We start from the raw sequence: 18,400 nt of genomic DNA, 5'->3' as shown, positions 1-18,400 counted from the left end.
AAACAAAGCACGATAACGCATCATGGCAACCGCACTGTCACAGAAATTATCGTGTCTCGTTCCAGGGGTGCAGTCCAAACCTGTCCGCCCAAATGTGCGCCCCCCGTAATCGCATCAATCAATTGCCCGGTGATACGAACTTTCCCTGAGGCTTTGCGTACAGACCCCTCAAGGACATACCGGACGCCAAGCCTGCGTCCCACCTCCTTGATATCGACCGCTCTGCCCTTGAAGGTGAAGCTCGAATTTCGGGCGATCACGAACAACCATTTGAACCGCGAGAGCGCGGTGGTGATTTCTTCAACCATCCCATCTGCAAAATACTCCTGCTCGGGATCTCCGGACATGTTCTGAAACGGCAGGACCGCGATGGAGGGCTTGTCCGGACGTGGCGGGGCCGCACTTAGCCTATCGATCAGCGCGCCATGTGCTCCCGCGCGTACGGCAAAAGCGCGGACCGGCTTGGAGATGTTCTTGAGCTGCTGTTCACCCCGGTCCTCGAAATCAACGTCAAGCTTACCCTCGATCTCGCTGTACACCTTCGCCGAAATCAGGATGCCGCCTGGATCGGCGATCCCCTCCAGCCGGACAGCGATGTTGATCCCGTCGCCATAGAGGTCTCCGTCTTGGCCAACGATAATGTCACCAAGGTTGAGCCCGACGCGCAAGCTCAGGGGGCTGTTGCCAGAGGCGAGATGATCCTGGATTTCGACCGCACATCTCGTGGCGGCCAGGGGACTCGCGAACTCGGCGAGTGCGCCATCACCCGTTGTCTTGATAAGCCGCCCTTCGTGGTGGGAGAGACTGGGTTCGATCAATTCTCGCTTGAGCCGCTCGAACTCGGCATAGGTAGCTTCCTCAGCGCGTTGCATCAACGCGGAGTAGCCGACCACGTCAGCGGCCAGGATCGCCGCTAGTCGTCTTTGAACCCGCTGCTCGGGCACAGCGCCCTCCGAATGGCCAGACTAACCACGCCGCTGGGACCAGGGGGAGCCTAACACTTTGTTGCGCACCTGTGAGCGGTAATCGCAGGAGCCCGATTGCCCCAAGTGGCATTTTGCCGGGCCGGTGGCACGGCGGCAATGAACGTGCGTCAACTCGGGAGGAGATTTTGGAGTACCCAACTTTGTACCGCAGTGGCGCCCCTGACGAGAATCGAACTCGCCGCAACTCGATCGACAGTCGAGCCCCGTCACCAGCTGGGTCCAGGAGCAGTTTGAGAGCAATCTGAGCGCAATTTGAGTGCTGCAAAATGGTGCGGCCGCCGAGACTCGAACTCGGATGCACAAGGCGCGCGCCCCTCAAGCGCGGGTGTCTACCGTTCCACCACGGCCGCAGGGTTGATCTTGTGTGATCCTGCCCCGGTCAGGAATCTCTTTCGGAAGTGGAGGACCAGGTCGGACTCGAACCGACGGTGACTCGCGTCGACGGATTAAGAATCCGCTCCCTTGGCCGCTGGGGGCACTGGTCCTTGATTGGGGGATCCGGGTGGTTTCGAACCACTTGCGCACGGGTTAAAAGGCCGCTCCATCTCCAGTCAGGTTTAACGCTCCGGATCCATCGTCACGATGGTTTGCGGCGGCCAGCCGCGCCGGTTTCGCAGAACGTGCCTTGATGGCATCGCGGCGTTCCATCAAAGTCGTGAAAGCGACGGTCATGTCGGCCTTCCCTTCGATTGGTGCTCCAGTCAGGAATCGAACCTGCATCAACCGCTTATCGAGCGGTCGCACTGCCATTGTGCTACAAGAGCGTGAGTTGGTGCGCTTTCACGGAATCGAACCGCGGACAACCGCCATGTCGCGGCGGTACTCTGCCACTGAGCTAAAAGCGCATGATTGGTGCCCCCGGCTCGGATCGAACGAGCGCATGTCGGCGCGTAAAACCGATGCCTTACCGCTTGGCTACGGGAGCGTGATGGTGCGAGCGGAGGGAATTGAACCCCCACGGGCAAAGCCCGTCGCAGTCTGAGTGCGGTGCGTCTACCAGTTTCGCCACGCTCGCGTTACGTATTGAAGATCACACTCGACGATTGGTGCTGACGGGAGGGCTCGAGTCTCCGCGCTTCGGCTTACAAAACCGCTGCTCTCCATCTGAGCTACGCCAGCTCGAAAATTTGCAAACGGCCGGGACAACCCGGCCAATAGAAATTGCTTCGCTGCCTGAAATCACCGTTTGCCGCCCCACCAAAGGGGACCAGTACCGGATCAGCGGGCCATCTTATGTCCTTGCAGGGACGACCATCCTGAATTCGAAATCGCTTCAAATGATCAAGCGTCCTCACGACGCCGGCAATTGTCCGCCGGCGGCGCTCGGTTGATGTAATCGAGATAGACTTGCTCGGCCTCGGCCTCGGAAATGCCCGGCGCTGCGTCACGATGCGCACGAAGGCATACGCCACCGGCGAGGATAAAATCCTCTGGCGGTCACGGTCCTCGAGTCCTGTGGTGCTGTCGCGGGTCATCTTCGCTCTCTGCCTTGAGGCAGAGGGTAGATTCCCGCTGCCGCTTTACGCTCTTGCTGTCCTGGTGGTCCCGAGATTTTCGGGCGCCAGATAGCTCGGACCTTGCTTCGCCACGCACATGCGCGACCAATCGCACGGCCGAATAAACGGCAGGGCGGCGGCGGCTTTCGCGACGATATGTGAGCGTAGGCTCAACATGGCTTCGGTCCTTGAGAGCGCCGGCGGATTCCGGCGAAGGGGCGTTGGTATGCGCAGAAGATTTAAAATTCGTCAAGAGATCCAAGCAAACATTTTTCTGAACGACATCTCGCTTGTTGAACCATTCCGCCGCGTCGGTGCGGGACAACCGCCTCAAAATAATGGAGATTTGACTCGTTCGCGCCGGTTCGCTCTGCTGCCGCACGTGTTCGAAAAAATGCTCATCAGCCGGTATGCTTGCTCAGCCAGGGATTGTTGGAGCGTGAATAAAATCATGGCGCCCTCCTCCACCGAACGCGATGAGCTGTTCAAAGGCTTCGCGCGCGCCCTGTTCAAGGGCGACATGGCTGCGCTCTATTCCGTAGTGACGCCTGACTTTCTCTGGACCTTTCACGACGGTCTGGCGGTGACCAAATCCCTCGCCGGCGCCGCCGCCATTGCCGAACATCTCGCCGAGCAAAAGGCCCTCTTCTCGGCGCAACGCTTCCATGACGTGGCCTATCATCACGCCGGTGATATGACCTTCATGACGTTCCGTGTCAGCGAAACCGTGCGCGCCACCGGCGAGCAGCGCGAACAACGCGGCGTCGAGTGTTATACGTTTCGCGATGGAAGGCTCGCGACCAAGGATGTTTATCGCAAGCCGACCGGCCCCTGACTGCCAATCAAGGAGAGGCACCACCAATGCCCGACAAAACCCTGCCCTTCGACGGCGCCCGCGTCCTCGCCGACCTGCATACGCTGCGTGGCATCGGCGCCTACAAGACCGGTGTCCACAAGCCGACCTTCTCGGAGCCGCATATGCGCTCGCTGGAATGGCTGGTGCAGCGGCTTCCCGAGGCGGGCCTTGCCGCCGAGATCGACGGCATCGGTAATGTGCTGGGCACCAGCACGAAACCTGGCCCGAAGCTGTTGGCGGGATCGCATCTCGAAAGCCAGAATTACGCGGGCTGGCTCGATGGTCCGCTGGGCGTCATCTATGCGCTGGAAGCCGCCCGCGTCATCAATTCCGACCCGAACATCAAGGGCGCCGTCGAGGTCGCATCCTGGTGCGATGAGGAAGGCCATTTCGGCAGTTTCCTCGGCAGCCGTTCCTATGTCGGCGCTCTCACCGAGGCTGACGTCGACGCTGCGCGCGACCGCAACAGCAATCGCACCATGCGCGAGGCGCTTCGCGAAGTCGGCCTCGCCGGCCGCCCGCGCGCCACCGCCGAACGCGGGCGCCACATCGGATATCTCGAGGCACATATCGAACAGGGCCAGACCCTCGAGGGCGGCGCGCTCAGTATCGGCGTCGTCACCTCCATCGTCGGTATCTGGCAATACCGGATCACCTTCACCGGCGAGCAAAACCACGCCGGTACGACGCGAATGGCCGTGCGCAAGGACGCTGGCCTCGCGCTGGCGAAATTCTGCGTCGACATCGACGAACGGTTTCCGAAAGCCTGCGGGCCGCGCACGGTTTGGACCACCGGCCGCATCACGCTCGATCCGGGAGCGCCGAGCATCATCCCGGGATTTGCGGAAATGCTGTTCCAGATACGCGACGACGACCCCGCTGTGATCGATCGCCTGGAGGATTTGCTGCGAAACATGGCCGCCGACGTCAGCGCGCGCGGCCCCTGCACGGTTGCGGTGGAGCGCATCCGCACCGGCGCGCCCGCGATGATGGACGCCTCGTTCCAGCAAGCGATCGAAGCTGCGAGCAAGGCGCTTGCCGGCGGCAGGTCGATCCGCATGCCCAGCGCCGCCGGTCACGACGCCCAGATTCTCTCGACCATCATGCCGTCAGGCATGCTGTTCGTGCCCTCGATCGGCGGCATCAGCCATCACTGGACCGAGAACACTGATGACGCCGACATCGTCACCGGCGCCGAGGTGTTTGTCGACGCCTGCCGGCGCCTCTTGGCGGGCTGAGCGCGCGTACGCTCATGGTGCCTGCAGGTCGAAATCGGTTTGGCCGCACGCCAAGCCGACTGCACGACGGTTATCTCCATGCGTTTGCCCGAACAAAAAAAGCCCCGGACGATGCCGGGGCTTTTAATTGGTCTCGGGAAGAACTCAGTACCTGGTACCAGGCTCAGTCCTTGAAGGCTCAGTACCTTGCGACGACCGGGCCACCCCAGTTGAACTTGTAGTTCACGCCAACCAGTGCCGTGGAAACTTCCAGCTTCGTGCGGACACGGTCCGGGAATCCGACAGCGGCGGGCGCAGTCGTAAACGCGACGTCCTTGTGACCGAAGTCCATGTAGTTGTATTCGCCGAACACCGACCAGCCCGGAGCGAACATCCATTCAAGACCGCCGCCGATGGTCCAGCCACTGCGGCTGACGCCGTAAGCGGTTTCGGACAGCAACACGCCACCCGGCTGGAAGATCTCATAGTCAGACTTGGTCCAGGCGCCACCACCCTTGATGTAGCCGAGCAACTGGGGCGTGAACAGGTAACCCAGTCGGCCCGTTACCGTGAAGATGTCCTTGGTGGTGACATCGGACCTGAAGGTCGGGAAGGCCGTCAGGAAATGCGAGTGGTCGATGCGCGCGTAGTTGTACATGCCCTGGATGCCGAGCACCCAATTGCCAGCAAACTGGTAGTCGCAGCCGATCTGCGCGCCGCCGACAAAATCACTACCGTCGCTTGAACCGTAATTGGTTGGCGGAGCAACCAGTCCGACGCCGATGATTTCGGTGCGTTCCTGCGAGGTTCGTGCCCAGCCGCCGCCGATGTTGCCGCCGATGTAGCAGCCGGTCCAGTTGTACACCACGACCGGAGCCGGAGGCGGCGCCTTGGCGTAACGGGGAGCCATGTCAGCCGCGACAGCCGATCCAGTCATCGCGACAGCTGCAAGCATTCCAAGTGCAAATTTCTTCATGTTGATTCCCCCTTGGGCAATATTGCTGCAATCGTTGTAGAGGATTTAGGCAGCTAATGCTGTGGCGCGGCGGTCACAGTCAGGAGGAAAGAGTCGGGCTCGAAGTTCCCCCGATCAACGCCCTTGCCCGCTCCCGAATTGCTGGGAAACCCACCTCGAAGCGTGACAATTAGCCAGCCCGCCCCTCGCCTTTTGGCGACAACAAGTCGCGTTTGCCTTCCTTGCAAAGCGCTGAATTTACGGCCATTTTCGATACATCCGAACAAAGTTCCCTAAATGCTCCTGCTTCAATCCCTCCCGACTGTCATCGGCGTCGCCGCGATCGCGCCCGCGTTGCTTTTGCTGTGGCTGGTCATCGCAGCTGACGAGCGCCCCGGCCCGCCTGCGCAGGTGTGGATCGCATTCGTGCTGGGCGCGGCCAGTATTTCGCTGCTTGGAATCGCACGGGCGCCGTTTGCAGCGATTCTCGCGGTCCCCGGAAATCCCTGGATGACCCAGGGGCTCCGCTCGGTGTTCGGCGTTGCCGCGCCCGAGGAGATCGTCAAGGTGATCGTGATCATCGCGGTGTCATGGAAGCGCCGCACCTTTGCCGATCCGATGGACACCGTCGTTTACGGCGCAGCCGCGGGCCTCGGATTCGCAGCCTACGAAAATCTCGCTTACCTGGTGCAGCACGCCGACATGTGGCGATCGCTGGCGGCATTGCGCAGCGTTCTTACCGTGCCGTTCCACGGTGCGCTCGGCATTATCGCCGGCGCGTATATCGCGATCGCACGTGCGGGCACGGCGCTCGGTGCCAACAGGCACAATCGCGACCTCGCCCGCATATCGAGCTGGATGCTGGCCTTGTTTGCGCCGGTCGCATTGCATGCGGCGTTCGATTTTCCGCTGCTGATTCTGCAAAAGCATCCTGATCTCGGCTCCACCACGCGGATGCTGCTGGGAACGGCAAGCCTGATCATCGGCTTCAGCTCGATCGGATTTGCGGCGCGGCTGGTGCGGCGCGTCGGCCGCCATCACGCGCCGCGCACCGAGATTGCGCGCGAGCGGCTGAGCCAGTTGCGGCGGATGTGGGCGCTGCTGGTCGTGGGCGGCGGTGCCGGCTTTGCGGGCGTGTCGTTCCTGCTGACCTCGCTGCACCACTGGTTCATCAACCCGGAACGCAACGCCTCGCTGGTTCTGATCCCGATCGGTTTCACATCGATCCTGATCGGCCTCGCACTGCTGGTCGCAACCACGGCTGTGTACGTCTTTGGCCGTAACCGGATGCGCACGACGTCGGAGGGCTTTTCGTCGGCGAGCGAGGCTGGTTAGCGCGTCAGCTGAAATTGGACGCGTTTTCATCCCGCCAATTCCTTGCGCCAACCATTCCTGTTCGCTCGAAAACGCTCTAGTATCGGCCCGTGCGTAGCGGGAGAGCTGTGATGACCCTTCCCCAAGATATGCTTCCCAAGGACATCGCCAAATTGCAGTCCGACATGGGCGCCGCCGTGAAGGCGCATTGGAAAGCCTTCCTGTTCGAAGGCATTCTGCTTGCGGTGCTCGGCTTGGCCGCAATGATCGTGCCGCCGCTGGCAAGCCTGGCGGTGACCATATTCCTCGGCTGGATGTTCCTGATCAGCGGCGTAGCCGGGCTGGTCGTCACCTACTGGGCCCGGCAGATGCCGGGCTTCTGGTGGTCATTGTTTTCCGCAGCGCTGGCTGTCCTTGCCGGCCTCGTGCTGCTAGCGCGGCCGATGCAGGGCGTGCTGACGCTGACCATCGTCGTGGGTGCCTATTTTCTGATCGAAGGCGTCACCACCATCATGTACGCGCTGGAGCACCGCCGCGAATTGTCCGGGCGCTGGTCCTGGCTGCTGGTCTCCGGACTGATGGACATCCTGATCTCGTTCCTGATCATCGCCGGTCTTCCAGGTTCAGCGGAATGGGCGATCGGTCTCCTGGTCGGGATCAACCTGGTGCTTGGCGGCGCGTCGCTGGTCGGCATGGCGCTCGCCGCACGCAAGGCCTGACACGGGCAGGCGCTGCGCGAGCCAATTCCCCCGCCGATTGGGGGATGACAAGTCCCGATGCGTGAGCTATAGAGCCCGCCATGATCATGATCGCCGCCAGCAACTATTGGTATTTTAGCTTCGACAGCTCGCTGGCGGTGGGAGGATCACGCGCAATCTAAATAATTGCAGCAAAAAGTCCGAACAGCCGCCAAATCCTGGCGGCTTTTTTATTGGCCGGCAGGTTCTTCAAAACAGGAGCCAGAGCCGTGTTGAGCACCACCGACGATCTTCGAATAAGCGAACTGAAAGAGCTGACGACGCCGCAAGAGGTCATGCGCGAGATACCGCGCACTTTGACCGCGACGCGCATCGTGATGGCGGCCCGCAACGCCATCCACGCGATCCTGAACGGAACCGATGACCGGCTTCTGGTCGTTGTCGGCCCCTGCTCGGTGCACGATCCCGCTGCTGCCGTGGAATACGCCGAACGCCTCGTCGCCCTGCGCGAGCGGCTGGCCGACCGCCTCGAGATCGTGATGCGCGTCTATTTCGAGAAGCCGCGCACGACGGTCGGCTGGAAGGGATTGATCAACGATCCCGGCCTCGACGGCAGCTTCGACATCAACAGGGGTCTGCGTCTCGCCCGCAACGTGCTTTCGGCGGTGAACAATCTTGGTCTGCCGGCCGGCACCGAATTCCTCGACATGACGACGCCGCAATACATCGCCGACCTGGTGGCGTGGGCGGCGATCGGCGCGCGAACCACGGAAAGCCAGATCCATCGCGAGCTCGCGTCCGGGCTTTCCTGCGCGGTCGGCTTCAAGAACGGAACCGACGGCAATGTGCGCATCGCGGCCGAGGCCGTGAAGTCGGCGTCGCATCCCCACCATTTCATGGCGGTCACCAAGGGCGGACGTTCGGCGATCGCGGCCACCACCGGCAATGACGACTGCCACATCATCCTGCGCGGCGGCAGCAAGCCGAACTATGACGCTGACAGCGTCGATGCCGCTTCGGCCGAACTCACCCGTTCAGGCATGACACCGCGGATCATGATCGACACCAGCCATGCCAACAGCAGCAAGAAGCCCGAGAACCAGCCATTGGTTGCGGCCGACATCGCGCAGCAGATATCCGCTGGTGAAACACGCATCACCGGCGTGATGATGGAGAGCAATCTCGTCGCGGGCCGCCAGGATGTCGTGCCGGGCAAGCCGCTCACCTATGGTCAGAGCATCACGGACGGCTGCATCGACTGGGAGACCACCGTACAGGCGCTCAACGTTCTGGCCGAGGCCGTCGAGGCAAGACGGAGATTGGCACGCCAGCCCTTCAACGAACGGTCGGCATAGGAATCCCTGGTCAACCAAAACGTTACAGCCAGAGTCTGCTCAAGCCGATGAAGCAGACTCTGGCCGGTCAAGCCGATTGATCGTGTGTGGGGGCGGCCTTTGCGCGCCGCGCCTCAGCAGCCGCGGCAGATGCTCTTGATCTTTTTGTCGAGGAGAGCATTTTCCTTGCTCAGCGGATCGTTCGGATCGTTCAAATTTTTCTCGCTGGGAACGTCGCTGGCGCGTGGCTGGCGATGACCGATTGGCGCCTGGATCACCGGCTTGTCCGAATTTTTCGGCACCGTTGAGCCTTGCGCGAACACGTCCGGACTACCGGTCAGAACCAGAAGCGCCACCGACAGGAATAATTTTCGCATTTTGGTTCTCCCGTTCTCATTTCTGGTTATCGCGCCGGAACATCGATCGTTCCACAATTGCGACGCCCCTGGGCCGCGCAATCCTGCGCCTTTCGTACATCGGCCATGGTGCTGAGCAACCAGATACCGGCTGCTACCAGCACCGCGAAGAAAGCCAGCATTACCGCGTTTTCGATCGCGCGGCTGCTCTCGTCTTCCGGCGGCTTCTGCCCTCTCTCATCCCCGTCCGTCATCGCCGGTTCACGGCTTCGGCGGATAGAGGTGAACGTCACCGCAATAATCGACGACACGATAACGCGTTTCCGAGGATAGTTCACGTTCCCCGGAATTTGGATGCGACAAATAATGCGGACCGATCGGCGCCTTGCCGTGGCCGCCGGGAATATCGAGCACGTAATCGGGCTGACATAGCCCGGAAACGCGTCCGCGCAAGCCGCGCATCAGTTCCTGTCCGCGCTCGATCGTGGTGCGCAGATGCGAGGTGCCCGGCGCGAGATCGCCATGGTGCAGGTAATACGGCTTGATCCGGCATTCGACGAAGGACCGCATCAGGGCTTCCAGCGTCGCCGCATCGTCATTGACGCCGCGGAGCAGCACCGACTGGCTCACCAGGGGGATGCCGGCATCGGCCAACCGGGCGCAAGCGGCGCGGGCCTCCGCCGTCAACTCGCGCGGATGGTTGGCGTGAACCGCGACCCAGGTGGTGGCACCACCAACCTTCAATGCCGCGACCATCTCGTCGCTGATGCGCGCGGGAGCCGCGACCGGCACGCGGGTGTGAAGGCGGATGATTTTGACGTGATCGATGGCGGCGATGTCGGCCATGATCTCGGCCATCCGTCGCGCCGACAGCATCAGGGGATCGCCGCCGGTCAGGATGACTTCCCAGATCTCCGGGTGACCACCGATATAGTCGAGCGCGTCGCGATAGGCGTTGTCCGACAGCGCCGTCGCCTTGCCGGGTCCCACCATCTCGCGGCGAAAACAGAAGCGGCAATACACCGCGCAAACGTGAACCAGTTTGAACAGCACGCGATCCGGATAGCGATGAACGATGCCGGCGACAGGTGAATGGGCGTCATCGCCGATCGGATCGGCGCGCTCGCCGGCCTCCTGCACCAGTTCCAGCGTGCTTGGAACGAACTGCCGCGCGATCGGGTCGTCTGGATCATCGGTATCGATCAGCGCGGCGATATCCGGCGTCACCGCAATCGCGTAGCGTGCAGCCACCTGTTCGAGATCGGCCAGTTCAGCCGCAGGCGCCAGCCCGCAATCGACGAGTTCCGCCGGTTGCCGCAACGTCGCCGCCAATTTCGGATCGATCCTGTTCATGCTTCTCCCGCCGGTGGTGTCCATACCACCTGATCCACCCTGAGCGCACCGCTTGCCAGCATCACCAGCCGGTCAAAACCGAGCGCGACACCGCTGGCTTGCGGCATCACGGCGACCGCCTGCAGAAAATCCTCGTCGAGCGGATAGCGCTCACCGTAACGCCGCGCTTTCTCGTCCATCGCCTGCGCAAAACGGCGGCGCTGTTCGGCAGCATCGGTCAATTCGCCAAACCCGTTCGCAAGCTCGACGCCGCAAGCATAGATCTCAAACCGCTCGGCCACGCGCGGATCGGACGCTTTCGCGCGCGCCAGCGCTGCTTCCGGCACCGGATACTCAAATAATACCGTCAAACACCCGTGCCCGAGATTTGGTTCGATATGCTCGACCAGGACCTTGCTGAAGATATCGGACCAGGTGTCGTCGTCCGCAATCCGCACCCGCGATTTTGCCGCCTCGGCGAGTGCCCCACGATCCCCATCGCCGTTCGCCACCGTCGCCAGCAAATCGATCCCGGCGAACCGCTCGAACGCGGCCGCGACCGTTAGCAGTTCAGGTTCAGTGAAGGGATCGGTGATGCGGCCGCGAAACGAGAATTGCCCGATGCCCGTCGCCTGCGCCGCATGGGCGATGACCACAATCGTGTCGGCCATAATGGCGTCATATGCCGCGTTGGCGCGGTACCATTCCAGCATGGTGAATTCGGGCAAATGAAGATCGCCGCGCTCGCGGTCGCGGAACACGCGTGCAAACTCGAATATCTTATCTTCGCCCGCCGCCAGCAGTTTCTTGGCCGCGAACTCCGGTGAAGTCCGCAAATAGCGCGGCGCGCGGGTTCCGTCTCCACCGGTCAGTTCGGTCCGGGGCGCGTGCAGATGCGTCTCATTGCCAGGCGAGACCTGCAGGATGCCCGTCTCGGCCTCGGCGAATCCCTGCTCGTCGAACCAGGCCCGCAAGCCCTTCGTGATCGCGGCCCGCGCCATCAGGAACGGCTTCCGGTCGGCGTGCCGCGCCGGCGACCACCATGGCGATGGCTGGTCGATCCCGACCATCAGCAACCGGCCCGAGCGGCGCGCGCGCCTGCAGCGGCGTACGAGCCGATGAAAACGTTCAGGATATCGCCGGATACCATTGACACTACTCAAGTTTCTCCGCTGGAAAGCAGCCATGCCGGGAACACCGCGGATACCCCGCGTCCGGTCCGTCTGTCATGTCGAAAGACGCACGTCTTGTCCATTCGCGCGATCGGCGCCGCGAACTTGAAGTTGCGCCCTGAACCTCGCCGCCATTGGCGAGTCCAATGGGCAGCAAAATGGAACGAAATGCACATGTCTGGCGGTTGGTTACGACGAACAGGACTTCTGCTGGCAGGTATGCTGTTGCTCGTCGTCACCACGCCAACGCCTGCCAGCGCGACCAGCCCCGGGCCTGGATTCAATCTGAAGACGGATGCGGATGACATTTTCACCTCACCCGACAGGCAAATTCGGGTTGAGCAATATGCCGCGGACAAGGGCGATGAAGGTTTTCTGTTCCAGTTCTGGACCTTCGACGAGGGGCGTCGACACCCCTCGCTGCTGAATGCTGGCGAAGGCATCGATCTCGCGGGCTACCCCGCAGGCTTTCGCTTTACCCCGAACAGCCAGTGGCTGGTACGCATGCAGAAAACCGGTGCCGGTTTCCAAACGCTGTTTCTGTACCGGCGGAACGGATTTCAATTTTCCACCGCCACGCCGAAGCCGCTGAGCGAGATGGCCTGGGATTATTTCTGGGGCTCGCCGGCTGCCAAAAAGCTGCGTCGCGACCCCAAGGACCGCGATTCGCTCAGTCACGTCTTTGCCGCCCTCGTCAAAGGAGTGGACGATAATTACGCTGGGTTGGGCCTGCATTGGCCCGATAGCCGCTACGTCGTGATCAGCCTCTCCTTCGACGCCCAGGGCGAAGACAAGCCGCGGCCCTATATCGAGGACTGGTGGTGCGCCTATGACTTGAAAACCGGGACATTTACGGTGCCCGCCGCCTTTGCCGAGCACAACGCCCAGGCCTTCACGTCCCCTCGTCCCAAGCGGAAATAACCAGGAAGCAGGCCCGCGATCGGGACCCACGGCAACCTGCCGGAACGGGCCGCAAAAGGCTGGTATCTGGAGGGCAAATCAGTATGTTGCAGCCCGAAACCGCCTCATTGGCCGCGGGACACAATTGTCCTGACAGGTCGGAGGCCAGAAATTCAGGAAAACCGCTTTGAAAGTCATCGCCAGTTCAATTCGCAAGGGCAACGTCATCGAGCAAGACGGCAAGCTCTATGTGGTTCTGACCGCCGAGAACATCCATCCCGGCAAGGGAACTCCGGTCAGCCAGATCGAAATGCGCCGGATCGGCGACGGCGTGAAGATTTCGGAACGCTACAAGACCACCGACCAGGTCGAGAAGGCGACGATCGAGGATCACAACTTCAACTACCTCTACGAAGACGCCGACGGCTTCCATTTCATGAACGGCGAGACCTACGACCAGGTCCAGGTGTCCAAGGAAATCATCGGCTCGGCCGCGCCCTACCTGCAGGAGAACATGTCGGTGAAGCTCTCGCTGCACGACATGGTTCCGGTCGCGATCCAGATGCCGCAGCGCGCGACGCTGGAAGTTGTCGAAACCGAGCCGGTCACCAAGGGCCAGACCGCGTCGTCGTCCTACAAACCTGCTATCCTTTCCAACGGCGTACGCACCAACGTGCCGCCGCACGTCGGAACGGGAACGCGGATCGTGGTCATGACCGAGGACGGCTCCTACGTCGAGCGCGCCAAGGACTAGGCGCCAGAGTTAGACATCGGGGCATGCGCCGGGGGGCGATGCATTGGGTATCAAGGCAGTCCGCTTGCTGAGGCGCTGGCTGGCAGCCTTTTGCTTGCTTCCCGCCTGCGCCATCGGTGCTTGGGCCGACGAGTTCCGGACGCCTTCGATTTCGGCCATCCGCGTCGAATGGCGCGCGGTGCTGGATCAGTTCCGCTCCGAGATCAATACCCAGCCCGCGGTTGCGTCCGCCTTCACCTTTGCCAGCCAGCGGCGGGCGCCCCGCTGGGACCCGCGCTCGATGCCGGCGCTGGTGCAACTGAACGCGATCACCTCGCTTGTCTTCCCGGGGATCGGACGCAGTCCTGTTCCGGTGCTGCTGCCGTTCGACACCGCAAGCTATCTCGGTGCCCGCCAGAACGGCGCGCCCGACACAATCTCGGTATCGCGCTACCAAGCCGACTTCCGCCCCGCTGATCTGTTCCACGCCGGCGCCGCCGGCTACGACGCGATGTTTTCGTTCGAGCCGGGTGCGGGCGACGGCATGCCGCAGCGGACTTACGCCAAGCCAGTCGAGGTGCAGATCACCGGCTCGATCCTGACCTACGACCTCGCCGATCCTCTCGGCGGCAAGGGCGAGCCGGTCAAGGCGCTGGCGGCGCAATTCCCGGACCTGCGGCGCTTCATCCGCGAAGGCTATGTGCGCTACGCCTTCACGCGCTTCGGCGTGCCCTATGTGGTGTCGATCCAGTGCCTCGACTCGACGCCGCGCCCGCGGCGGCTGGCCTGCCGCGAGGCCTATCCGGTCGCCGAACGCTTCCTCAAGGCACTGCGCATCGCCGGCGGCCAACCGTCGCCGCCGCGCCGGGATATTTCGTCCGAGATTGCCGAGCGGCCGATTATGCCCTCGCCCGACTTCACCTATCGCCCGAGCGGCGACATCGTCGCCAACAGTGGCTCGCGCAAGCGCGGCGGCCGCGTCGATCTCACCGCCTATTCGCAGATCCGGTTTCCGCTGGAAAAGGCGCCCGCCTTCGCCCGCTCACAATCCTTCAAACGCAAACCCGACGAACGCGGATATCCCTGGCAGGACAATTTCTGCGAGGCACGCAGTTTCGAGGTTGGCCAATGCGCCGCCGGGTTCGGTCATCAGGGGCAGGACATCCGTCCCGGCGCGTGCATGGCGCAAAACAGCGAAAGCCCGGGCAGCTGCGATCCGAGACAGCAGGCGGTCGTCGCGGTTCGTGACGGCGTCCTGATCCGTTCGCTGAAACAGCAGGCGGCGACCCTGCAGGTCAACACCCGTAACGAACATATCCGCTTCCGCTACATGCACATGAATCCGTCCAGCCTGGACGCGGACGGCGTTCTCAACGGCCGCCAGGTCACTGAGGGCGAAAAAATCGGCGTGGCCTCGAATTACCTCGACTATCCCAACGGCACCTCGCTGCACCTGCATTTCGACGTGCAGGTGTTCACGCGGGACGGCTGGATCTGGGTCAACCCGTACACCACGTTGATCTCGGCCTATGAGCGCCTGCTGCGCGGTCGCGGGCGCGAGCTCGGCACCGACCCTGTCGCGCCGGCCGCTGTCGCCCACGCCCAGCCGCAAGACGTGATCCGGCCCGACCCGCAGGAGGGTGGCGAGGGCGACAACTAGACTTTCGTTTCGACGCGTTTTCTTCACGCGAACCGGACTTCCACTTCGCTTGAAAACGCTATGGCCCGTTCGCTAGGACGCGGCGGCACCGACCGGCTTTTGCCGCGCCGGCGGGGTCCAGCGGAAGGCGGCGCCGAACCTGTTCCAGACGTTGATCGAGGCAATCGCCGAGGTGAGATAGGCCAGTTCCTTTTCCGAGAATTCGGCGCTCGCCTGCGCAAAGACCTCGTCGCTGACGCCGCCGCTGAGCAACGTCAACGCTTCCGTCCACGCCAAAGCCGCGCGTTCGCGGGGCGAGAATTGCGGCGCCTCGCGCCACACCACGACCAGGTTGAGCTTGTCGGCTGGCATGCCGAGGCCCTCGCTTTGCAGGATGTGATACTGCACGCAAAACGCGCAGCCGTTGATCTGCGAGGCGCGCAGCTTGATCAGCTCGAGCAGTTGTTTGTCGATGCCCGCCGCGGCTGCGACCTTGCCGAGCGCCAGCACGACTTCGTAGGCCTCGGGCGCCAGCGCCATGAAATCCTTATATTCCTTGCGGGCATGTGACATGTTCATTGCCTTATGTTATCAGTACACTGATTTATTATAAGAGCCCTTATATGGCGCGCAAGATCAGAGCTTCGGTAAAATCCAAACCGCGCGGGCCGCAAAAGGCGGCGGCCAAAAAGCCGAAAAAATCCCAAAAGGCCACCGTCGCAAAAAAACCTGCGCGCCGGAAATCCTCTCGCAAAAACCCTCACCGGCGCCGGAAAAAATCCGCCGCCGATCCCGTGCTCGCGATGATCCGCCCGCCGCCGCCGGGCGAAGGCAAGCGCGGCGAGCAAGGCCACCTCGCCTATTTGCTGCGGCAGGCCCAGGCCGCGACCCGGCTGACGCTGGAGCGGGCGCTCGCCGAACTCGGTGTCACCACGCCGCAATTCGTGGTGCTGACGATGCTGCGGGCCTATCCCGGCCTGTCCGGCGCGGATCTTGCGCGGGTCGCCCTGCTGACCCCGCAAACCGTCGGCGTCATCATCCGCAATTTGGAACGCGACGGCGCGATCCGGAAGACCCCGCACCCGATTCATGGCCGGGTGCTGCAGTGGACACTGACCCGGCGCGGCACGGTCCTGCTCGACAAATGCCGCCGTCACGTCCAGGCGGTGGAGCGGCGGCTGGCGGCCGGGCTCTCGGCCTCCGCGCTGGCGGCGGTCCGGCGTTGGCTCGCACGGATTGCCGCGGACTTTCAGCAAGCCTAGGGCAGCTATGGCGGTTCCGCGCCGTCGCTGCGACGACGGCGCCACGCAAATGCGCTTTGGTGAGCCCACCCTGCCCCGTACAATGCCGCCATGGAACCGTTCGATTCTCTGAGATCGCCGACCCGCCGCGCCCTGCTGCAAGTCAGTATCGGCGCCGCGGCTGTGCTCGCCAATCCGCTTGCCGCGTTGGCCGCGGCGCCGCCCGGCTTCGACCAGTGGCGCGATAATTTTCGCGCGCGCGCATTGGCGAAGGGCATATCGGACGCGACCTGGAGTCGCGTGATGGGCCGGATCGAGCCCGACATGTCCGTGTTCCGGCAGATGCAGAGGCAGCCGGAATTCCACGAGCAGATCTGGCAATACGTTAATCGCCGCGCCTCGGACTGGCGCATTACCGCCGGCAAGGAAGCGCTGCGGAAGAACGAGGCGCTGTTCACCCGGATCGAGCAGGACTTTGGCGTCGAGCGCGGCACATTGCTGGCGCTGTGGGGCGTTGAATCCGCCTATGGCGATCCCTTGGTGCAGCAGAACCATATGCGCCCGATCTTTCCCTCACTCGCAGCGCTGGCCTGGAACGAGCCGCGCCGCCGCGCCTATTGGGAAACCGAACTGATCAACGCGCTGAAAATCGTCGACCGCGGCTGGGGCACGCCGGAGGAAATGCGGGGATCGTGGGCCGGCGCGATGGGACATACCCAATGGATGCCGGAGGTCTGGCTCAATGTCGGCATGGACTACGACAAGGACGGCCGCGTCTCGCCGTTCGGCAGGCCGGACGACGCGCTGGGCTCGAGCGCGCGCTATCTGGTCAATCGCGGCAAGTATCACCGCGGCGAACACTGGGGTTACGAAGTCCGCGCCGGCGGCGCGTCCGGCAGCGGCAACCGCACCTATGCGGCGTGGGCCGGCGCCGGCGTCACGCGCGCCGACGGCAAGCCGTTCCCGCAACCGAACGCATCCGCGCAATTGTGGGTGCCGGTCGCCGGCGGACCGGCGTTCCTGCTGGGGCCGAATTTCTATGCGGTGCGCAGATACAATCCCTCGATGAACTATGCGCTTGCCATCTGCCATCTCGGCGACCGCATTCTCGGCGCGCCGCCGTTCATTTATCCCTTCCCGGGCTCCGAACGCGCGCTGACGCTGGCCGAGGTGCAGGAGATGCAGACGCGGCTGACAAAAGCCGGCTTCGACACCGGCGGCACCGACGGCCGCGTCGGGAATGACACCATGAAGGCGGTCCGGGATTACCAGACCAAGATGGGCCTGCTGCCCGCCGACGGCTATGGCGGACTCAAGGTGCTGGCGCGGCTGCGGCAAGGCGGTTAGCCGGCCGGTGCCGGCCGCACCACTCCACCCGCGTTCATGCCGCCGTCGATGACGAGCTCTGTTCCGGTCACGTAGCTCGACGCATCGGAGGCGAGATATAAAACGCCCTTCGCGATGTCCATGGCATGGCCGGCGCGCGCCAGCGGCGTGAAGAACCTAGCGCGCTCCTCGGGATCGATCGGCGCATTCTGCCCGCTCGCGGCCGCGCCTGCGGGGATCTTGCCCCAGATCGGGGTGTCGATGATCCCCGGATGCACCGAGTTGACCCGGATGCCGTCGCCGAAGGTTGCGCACTCCATCGCGATGGCCTTCGCGAACAGCCGGACGCCGCCCTTCGTCGCGCAATAGCCGGACAGATTGGCCGAGCCGCGCAAGCCCGCCAGCGACGACATCATGATGACCGATCAGCCGGGCGTCTTGCGCATCGCCGGCAGGCAATGCTTCACCGACAGGAACACGCCGTCGAGATTGATCGCGGTCTGCCGCCGCCAGTCCTCGAGCGACATCTCGGTGATTGACGGCACCCCGATGCCGATGCCCGCGTTGGAAACCAGCACGTCAAGCCGGCCGTAGCGCTTCACGGTCTCGGCCACGACTTCGATCCAGCGAGGCTCACTGGTGACGTCCTGATGCAGGAAGACAGCCTCGTTGCCCGCTTTCTTGATGGCAGCGACAACTTCCGGGCCCCTGAGCTCATCGACATCGGTGACCACTACCGACGCGCCTTCGCGCGCCAGCAATTCAGCGCATGCTGCACCAATGCCGGATGCGCCGCCGGTCACGAGCGCGACTTTTCCCTGAACCTGTCCTGCCATTTCTGCTCC

Annotated in this window: 19 protein-coding genes, 8 tRNA genes and 1 pseudogene; 10 read left to right on the top strand and 18 right to left on the bottom strand. The window is 62.9% G+C overall.

Annotation, left to right across the window (positions count from 1 at the left end; genetic code table 11):
• Nucleotides 1–20: 20 nt before the first annotated feature.
• The 11 genes from JQ567_RS35155 to JQ567_RS35105 form a co-directional block, all read right to left on the bottom strand.
• Nucleotides 21–944: an adenylate/guanylate cyclase domain-containing protein gene (locus tag JQ567_RS35155; RefSeq protein ID WP_312017515.1), complete on the bottom strand. Its 924-nt coding sequence runs from the start codon at nucleotides 942–944 to the stop codon at nucleotides 21–23.
• A gap of 193 nt (nucleotides 945–1,137) precedes the next feature.
• A tRNA-Asp gene (locus tag JQ567_RS35150) sits at nucleotides 1,138–1,213 on the bottom strand.
• A gap of 40 nt (nucleotides 1,214–1,253) precedes the next feature.
• Nucleotides 1,254–1,336: transfer RNA gene (locus JQ567_RS35145), tRNA-Leu, on the bottom strand.
• Between the two features lie 49 nt (nucleotides 1,337–1,385).
• A tRNA-Lys gene (locus JQ567_RS35140) sits at nucleotides 1,386–1,471 on the bottom strand.
• A gap of 43 nt (nucleotides 1,472–1,514) precedes the next feature.
• The gene (locus tag JQ567_RS35135) at nucleotides 1,515–1,658 is read right to left on the bottom strand and encodes a hypothetical protein (RefSeq protein WP_212443055.1); all 144 of its coding nucleotides are present in this window, start codon (nucleotides 1,656–1,658) and stop codon (nucleotides 1,515–1,517) included.
• An 18-nt stretch (nucleotides 1,659–1,676) separates the two neighbouring features.
• Nucleotides 1,677–1,750: transfer RNA gene (locus tag JQ567_RS35130), tRNA-Ile, on the bottom strand.
• 6 nt (nucleotides 1,751–1,756) lie between these two features.
• Nucleotides 1,757–1,831: transfer RNA gene (locus JQ567_RS35125), tRNA-Val, on the bottom strand.
• 5 nt (nucleotides 1,832–1,836) lie between these two features.
• A tRNA-Val gene (locus JQ567_RS35120) sits at nucleotides 1,837–1,911 on the bottom strand.
• Nucleotides 1,912–1,915: 4 nt separating this feature from the next.
• Nucleotides 1,916–2,001, bottom strand: a tRNA-Leu gene (locus JQ567_RS35115).
• 29 nt (nucleotides 2,002–2,030) lie between these two features.
• Nucleotides 2,031–2,105, bottom strand: a tRNA-Thr gene (locus tag JQ567_RS35110).
• The gene (locus JQ567_RS35105; protein WP_212443054.1) at nucleotides 2,096–2,461 is read right to left on the bottom strand and encodes a hypothetical protein; all 366 of its coding nucleotides are present in this window, start codon (nucleotides 2,459–2,461) and stop codon (nucleotides 2,096–2,098) included. Before JQ567_RS35105 ends, JQ567_RS35110 begins: the two co-directional genes overlap by 10 nt.
• A gap of 247 nt (nucleotides 2,462–2,708) precedes the next feature.
• On the opposite strand from JQ567_RS35105, the gene JQ567_RS35100 reads away from it, so the two are divergent.
• Nucleotides 2,709–3,317, top strand: a complete 609-nt coding sequence (locus JQ567_RS35100; protein WP_212443053.1) for a nuclear transport factor 2 family protein — start codon at nucleotides 2,709–2,711, stop codon at nucleotides 3,315–3,317.
• Nucleotides 3,318–3,343: 26 nt separating this feature from the next.
• Entirely contained in the window at nucleotides 3,344–4,576 is a 1,233-nt protein-coding gene (locus JQ567_RS35095) for a Zn-dependent hydrolase (protein WP_212443052.1), read from the top strand.
• Nucleotides 4,577–4,754: 178 nt separating this feature from the next.
• On the opposite strand, the gene JQ567_RS35090 is transcribed toward JQ567_RS35095, so the two are convergent.
• Complete coding sequence (locus tag JQ567_RS35090; protein ID WP_212443051.1) at nucleotides 4,755–5,531, bottom strand: outer membrane beta-barrel protein; 777 nt, start codon at nucleotides 5,529–5,531, stop codon at nucleotides 4,755–4,757.
• Between the two features lie 276 nt (nucleotides 5,532–5,807).
• Between JQ567_RS35090 and JQ567_RS35085 the strand changes: the two genes are divergently transcribed.
• The 3 genes from JQ567_RS35085 to JQ567_RS35075 all read left to right on the top strand — a co-directional run bounded on the left by JQ567_RS35085 (nucleotide 5,808) and on the right by JQ567_RS35075 (nucleotide 8,877).
• Nucleotides 5,808–6,845, top strand: a complete 1,038-nt coding sequence (locus JQ567_RS35085; protein WP_212261718.1) for a PrsW family glutamic-type intramembrane protease — start codon at nucleotides 5,808–5,810, stop codon at nucleotides 6,843–6,845.
• A 110-nt stretch (nucleotides 6,846–6,955) separates the two neighbouring features.
• A complete protein-coding gene (locus tag JQ567_RS35080) occupies nucleotides 6,956–7,543 on the top strand; it encodes an HdeD family acid-resistance protein (RefSeq protein ID WP_212443050.1) in 588 nt (195 codons plus the stop codon).
• 248 nt (nucleotides 7,544–7,791) lie between these two features.
• Nucleotides 7,792–8,877: a 3-deoxy-7-phosphoheptulonate synthase gene (locus tag JQ567_RS35075; protein ID WP_212443049.1), complete on the top strand. Its 1,086-nt coding sequence runs from the start codon at nucleotides 7,792–7,794 to the stop codon at nucleotides 8,875–8,877.
• Nucleotides 8,878–8,990: 113 nt separating this feature from the next.
• Here JQ567_RS35075 and JQ567_RS35070 read toward each other — a convergent pair whose 3' ends face one another.
• From JQ567_RS35070 to epmA, 4 genes are read right to left on the bottom strand one after another with little or no spacing between them, the layout of a single operon-like run.
• On the bottom strand, nucleotides 8,991–9,233 hold the full coding sequence (locus tag JQ567_RS35070; RefSeq protein WP_212443048.1) for a hypothetical protein: 243 nt from the start codon (nucleotides 9,231–9,233) through the stop codon (nucleotides 8,991–8,993).
• 26 nt (nucleotides 9,234–9,259) lie between these two features.
• Nucleotides 9,260–9,523: a hypothetical protein gene (locus JQ567_RS35065; RefSeq protein WP_212443059.1), complete on the bottom strand. Its 264-nt coding sequence runs from the start codon at nucleotides 9,521–9,523 to the stop codon at nucleotides 9,260–9,262.
• Nucleotides 9,474–10,565, bottom strand: a complete 1,092-nt coding sequence (locus JQ567_RS35060; protein ID WP_212443047.1) for a lysine-2,3-aminomutase-like protein — start codon at nucleotides 10,563–10,565, stop codon at nucleotides 9,474–9,476. Before JQ567_RS35060 ends, JQ567_RS35065 begins: the two co-directional genes overlap by 50 nt.
• A complete protein-coding gene (gene epmA / locus JQ567_RS35055) occupies nucleotides 10,562–11,614 on the bottom strand; it encodes an EF-P lysine aminoacylase EpmA (RefSeq protein ID WP_212443046.1) in 1,053 nt (350 codons plus the stop codon). Before epmA ends, JQ567_RS35060 begins: the two co-directional genes overlap by 4 nt.
• 177 nt (nucleotides 11,615–11,791) lie before the next feature.
• Between epmA and JQ567_RS35050 the strand changes: the two genes are divergently transcribed.
• The 3 genes from JQ567_RS35050 to JQ567_RS35040 all read left to right on the top strand — a co-directional run bounded on the left by JQ567_RS35050 (nucleotide 11,792) and on the right by JQ567_RS35040 (nucleotide 15,009).
• Nucleotides 11,792–12,637, top strand: a complete 846-nt coding sequence (locus JQ567_RS35050; protein ID WP_249165930.1) for a hypothetical protein — start codon at nucleotides 11,792–11,794, stop codon at nucleotides 12,635–12,637.
• Nucleotides 12,638–12,803: 166 nt separating this feature from the next.
• Complete coding sequence (gene efp, locus JQ567_RS35045) at nucleotides 12,804–13,370, top strand: elongation factor P (RefSeq protein WP_192735762.1); 567 nt, start codon at nucleotides 12,804–12,806, stop codon at nucleotides 13,368–13,370.
• A gap of 43 nt (nucleotides 13,371–13,413) precedes the next feature.
• Nucleotides 13,414–15,009 carry a M23 family peptidase gene (locus tag JQ567_RS35040; RefSeq protein WP_212443045.1) on the top strand — a complete coding sequence of 532 codons (1,596 nt, stop codon included), beginning with the start codon at nucleotides 13,414–13,416 and terminating at the stop codon, nucleotides 15,007–15,009.
• Nucleotides 15,010–15,081: 72 nt separating this feature from the next.
• Here JQ567_RS35040 and JQ567_RS35035 read toward each other — a convergent pair whose 3' ends face one another.
• Entirely contained in the window at nucleotides 15,082–15,561 is a 480-nt protein-coding gene (locus JQ567_RS35035; RefSeq protein ID WP_212443044.1) for a carboxymuconolactone decarboxylase family protein, read from the bottom strand.
• Between the two features lie 230 nt (nucleotides 15,562–15,791).
• Between JQ567_RS35035 and JQ567_RS35030 the strand changes: the two genes are divergently transcribed.
• Both JQ567_RS35030 and JQ567_RS35025 read left to right on the top strand, forming a co-directional pair.
• Nucleotides 15,792–16,250 carry a MarR family transcriptional regulator gene (locus tag JQ567_RS35030; protein WP_212443057.1) on the top strand — a complete coding sequence of 153 codons (459 nt, stop codon included), beginning with the start codon at nucleotides 15,792–15,794 and terminating at the stop codon, nucleotides 16,248–16,250.
• Between the two features lie 90 nt (nucleotides 16,251–16,340).
• Nucleotides 16,341–17,576 carry a lytic murein transglycosylase gene (locus tag JQ567_RS35025; protein ID WP_212443043.1) on the top strand — a complete coding sequence of 412 codons (1,236 nt, stop codon included), beginning with the start codon at nucleotides 16,341–16,343 and terminating at the stop codon, nucleotides 17,574–17,576.
• On the opposite strand, the pseudogene JQ567_RS35020 reads toward JQ567_RS35025, so the two are convergent.
• A pseudogene (locus JQ567_RS35020) lies at nucleotides 17,573–18,391 on the bottom strand (glucose 1-dehydrogenase). The gene JQ567_RS35025 and the pseudogene JQ567_RS35020 sit on opposite strands and share 4 nt — an antisense overlap.
• Between the last annotated feature and the right edge of the window lie 9 nt (nucleotides 18,392–18,400).

The organism is Bradyrhizobium sp. AUGA SZCCT0431, assembly GCF_018131065.1.
Lineage (GTDB): Bacteria > Pseudomonadota > Alphaproteobacteria > Rhizobiales > Xanthobacteraceae > Bradyrhizobium.
Note: the sequence above shows the minus strand (reverse complement) of the source record. Positions and strands in the feature narration are given on the sequence as shown.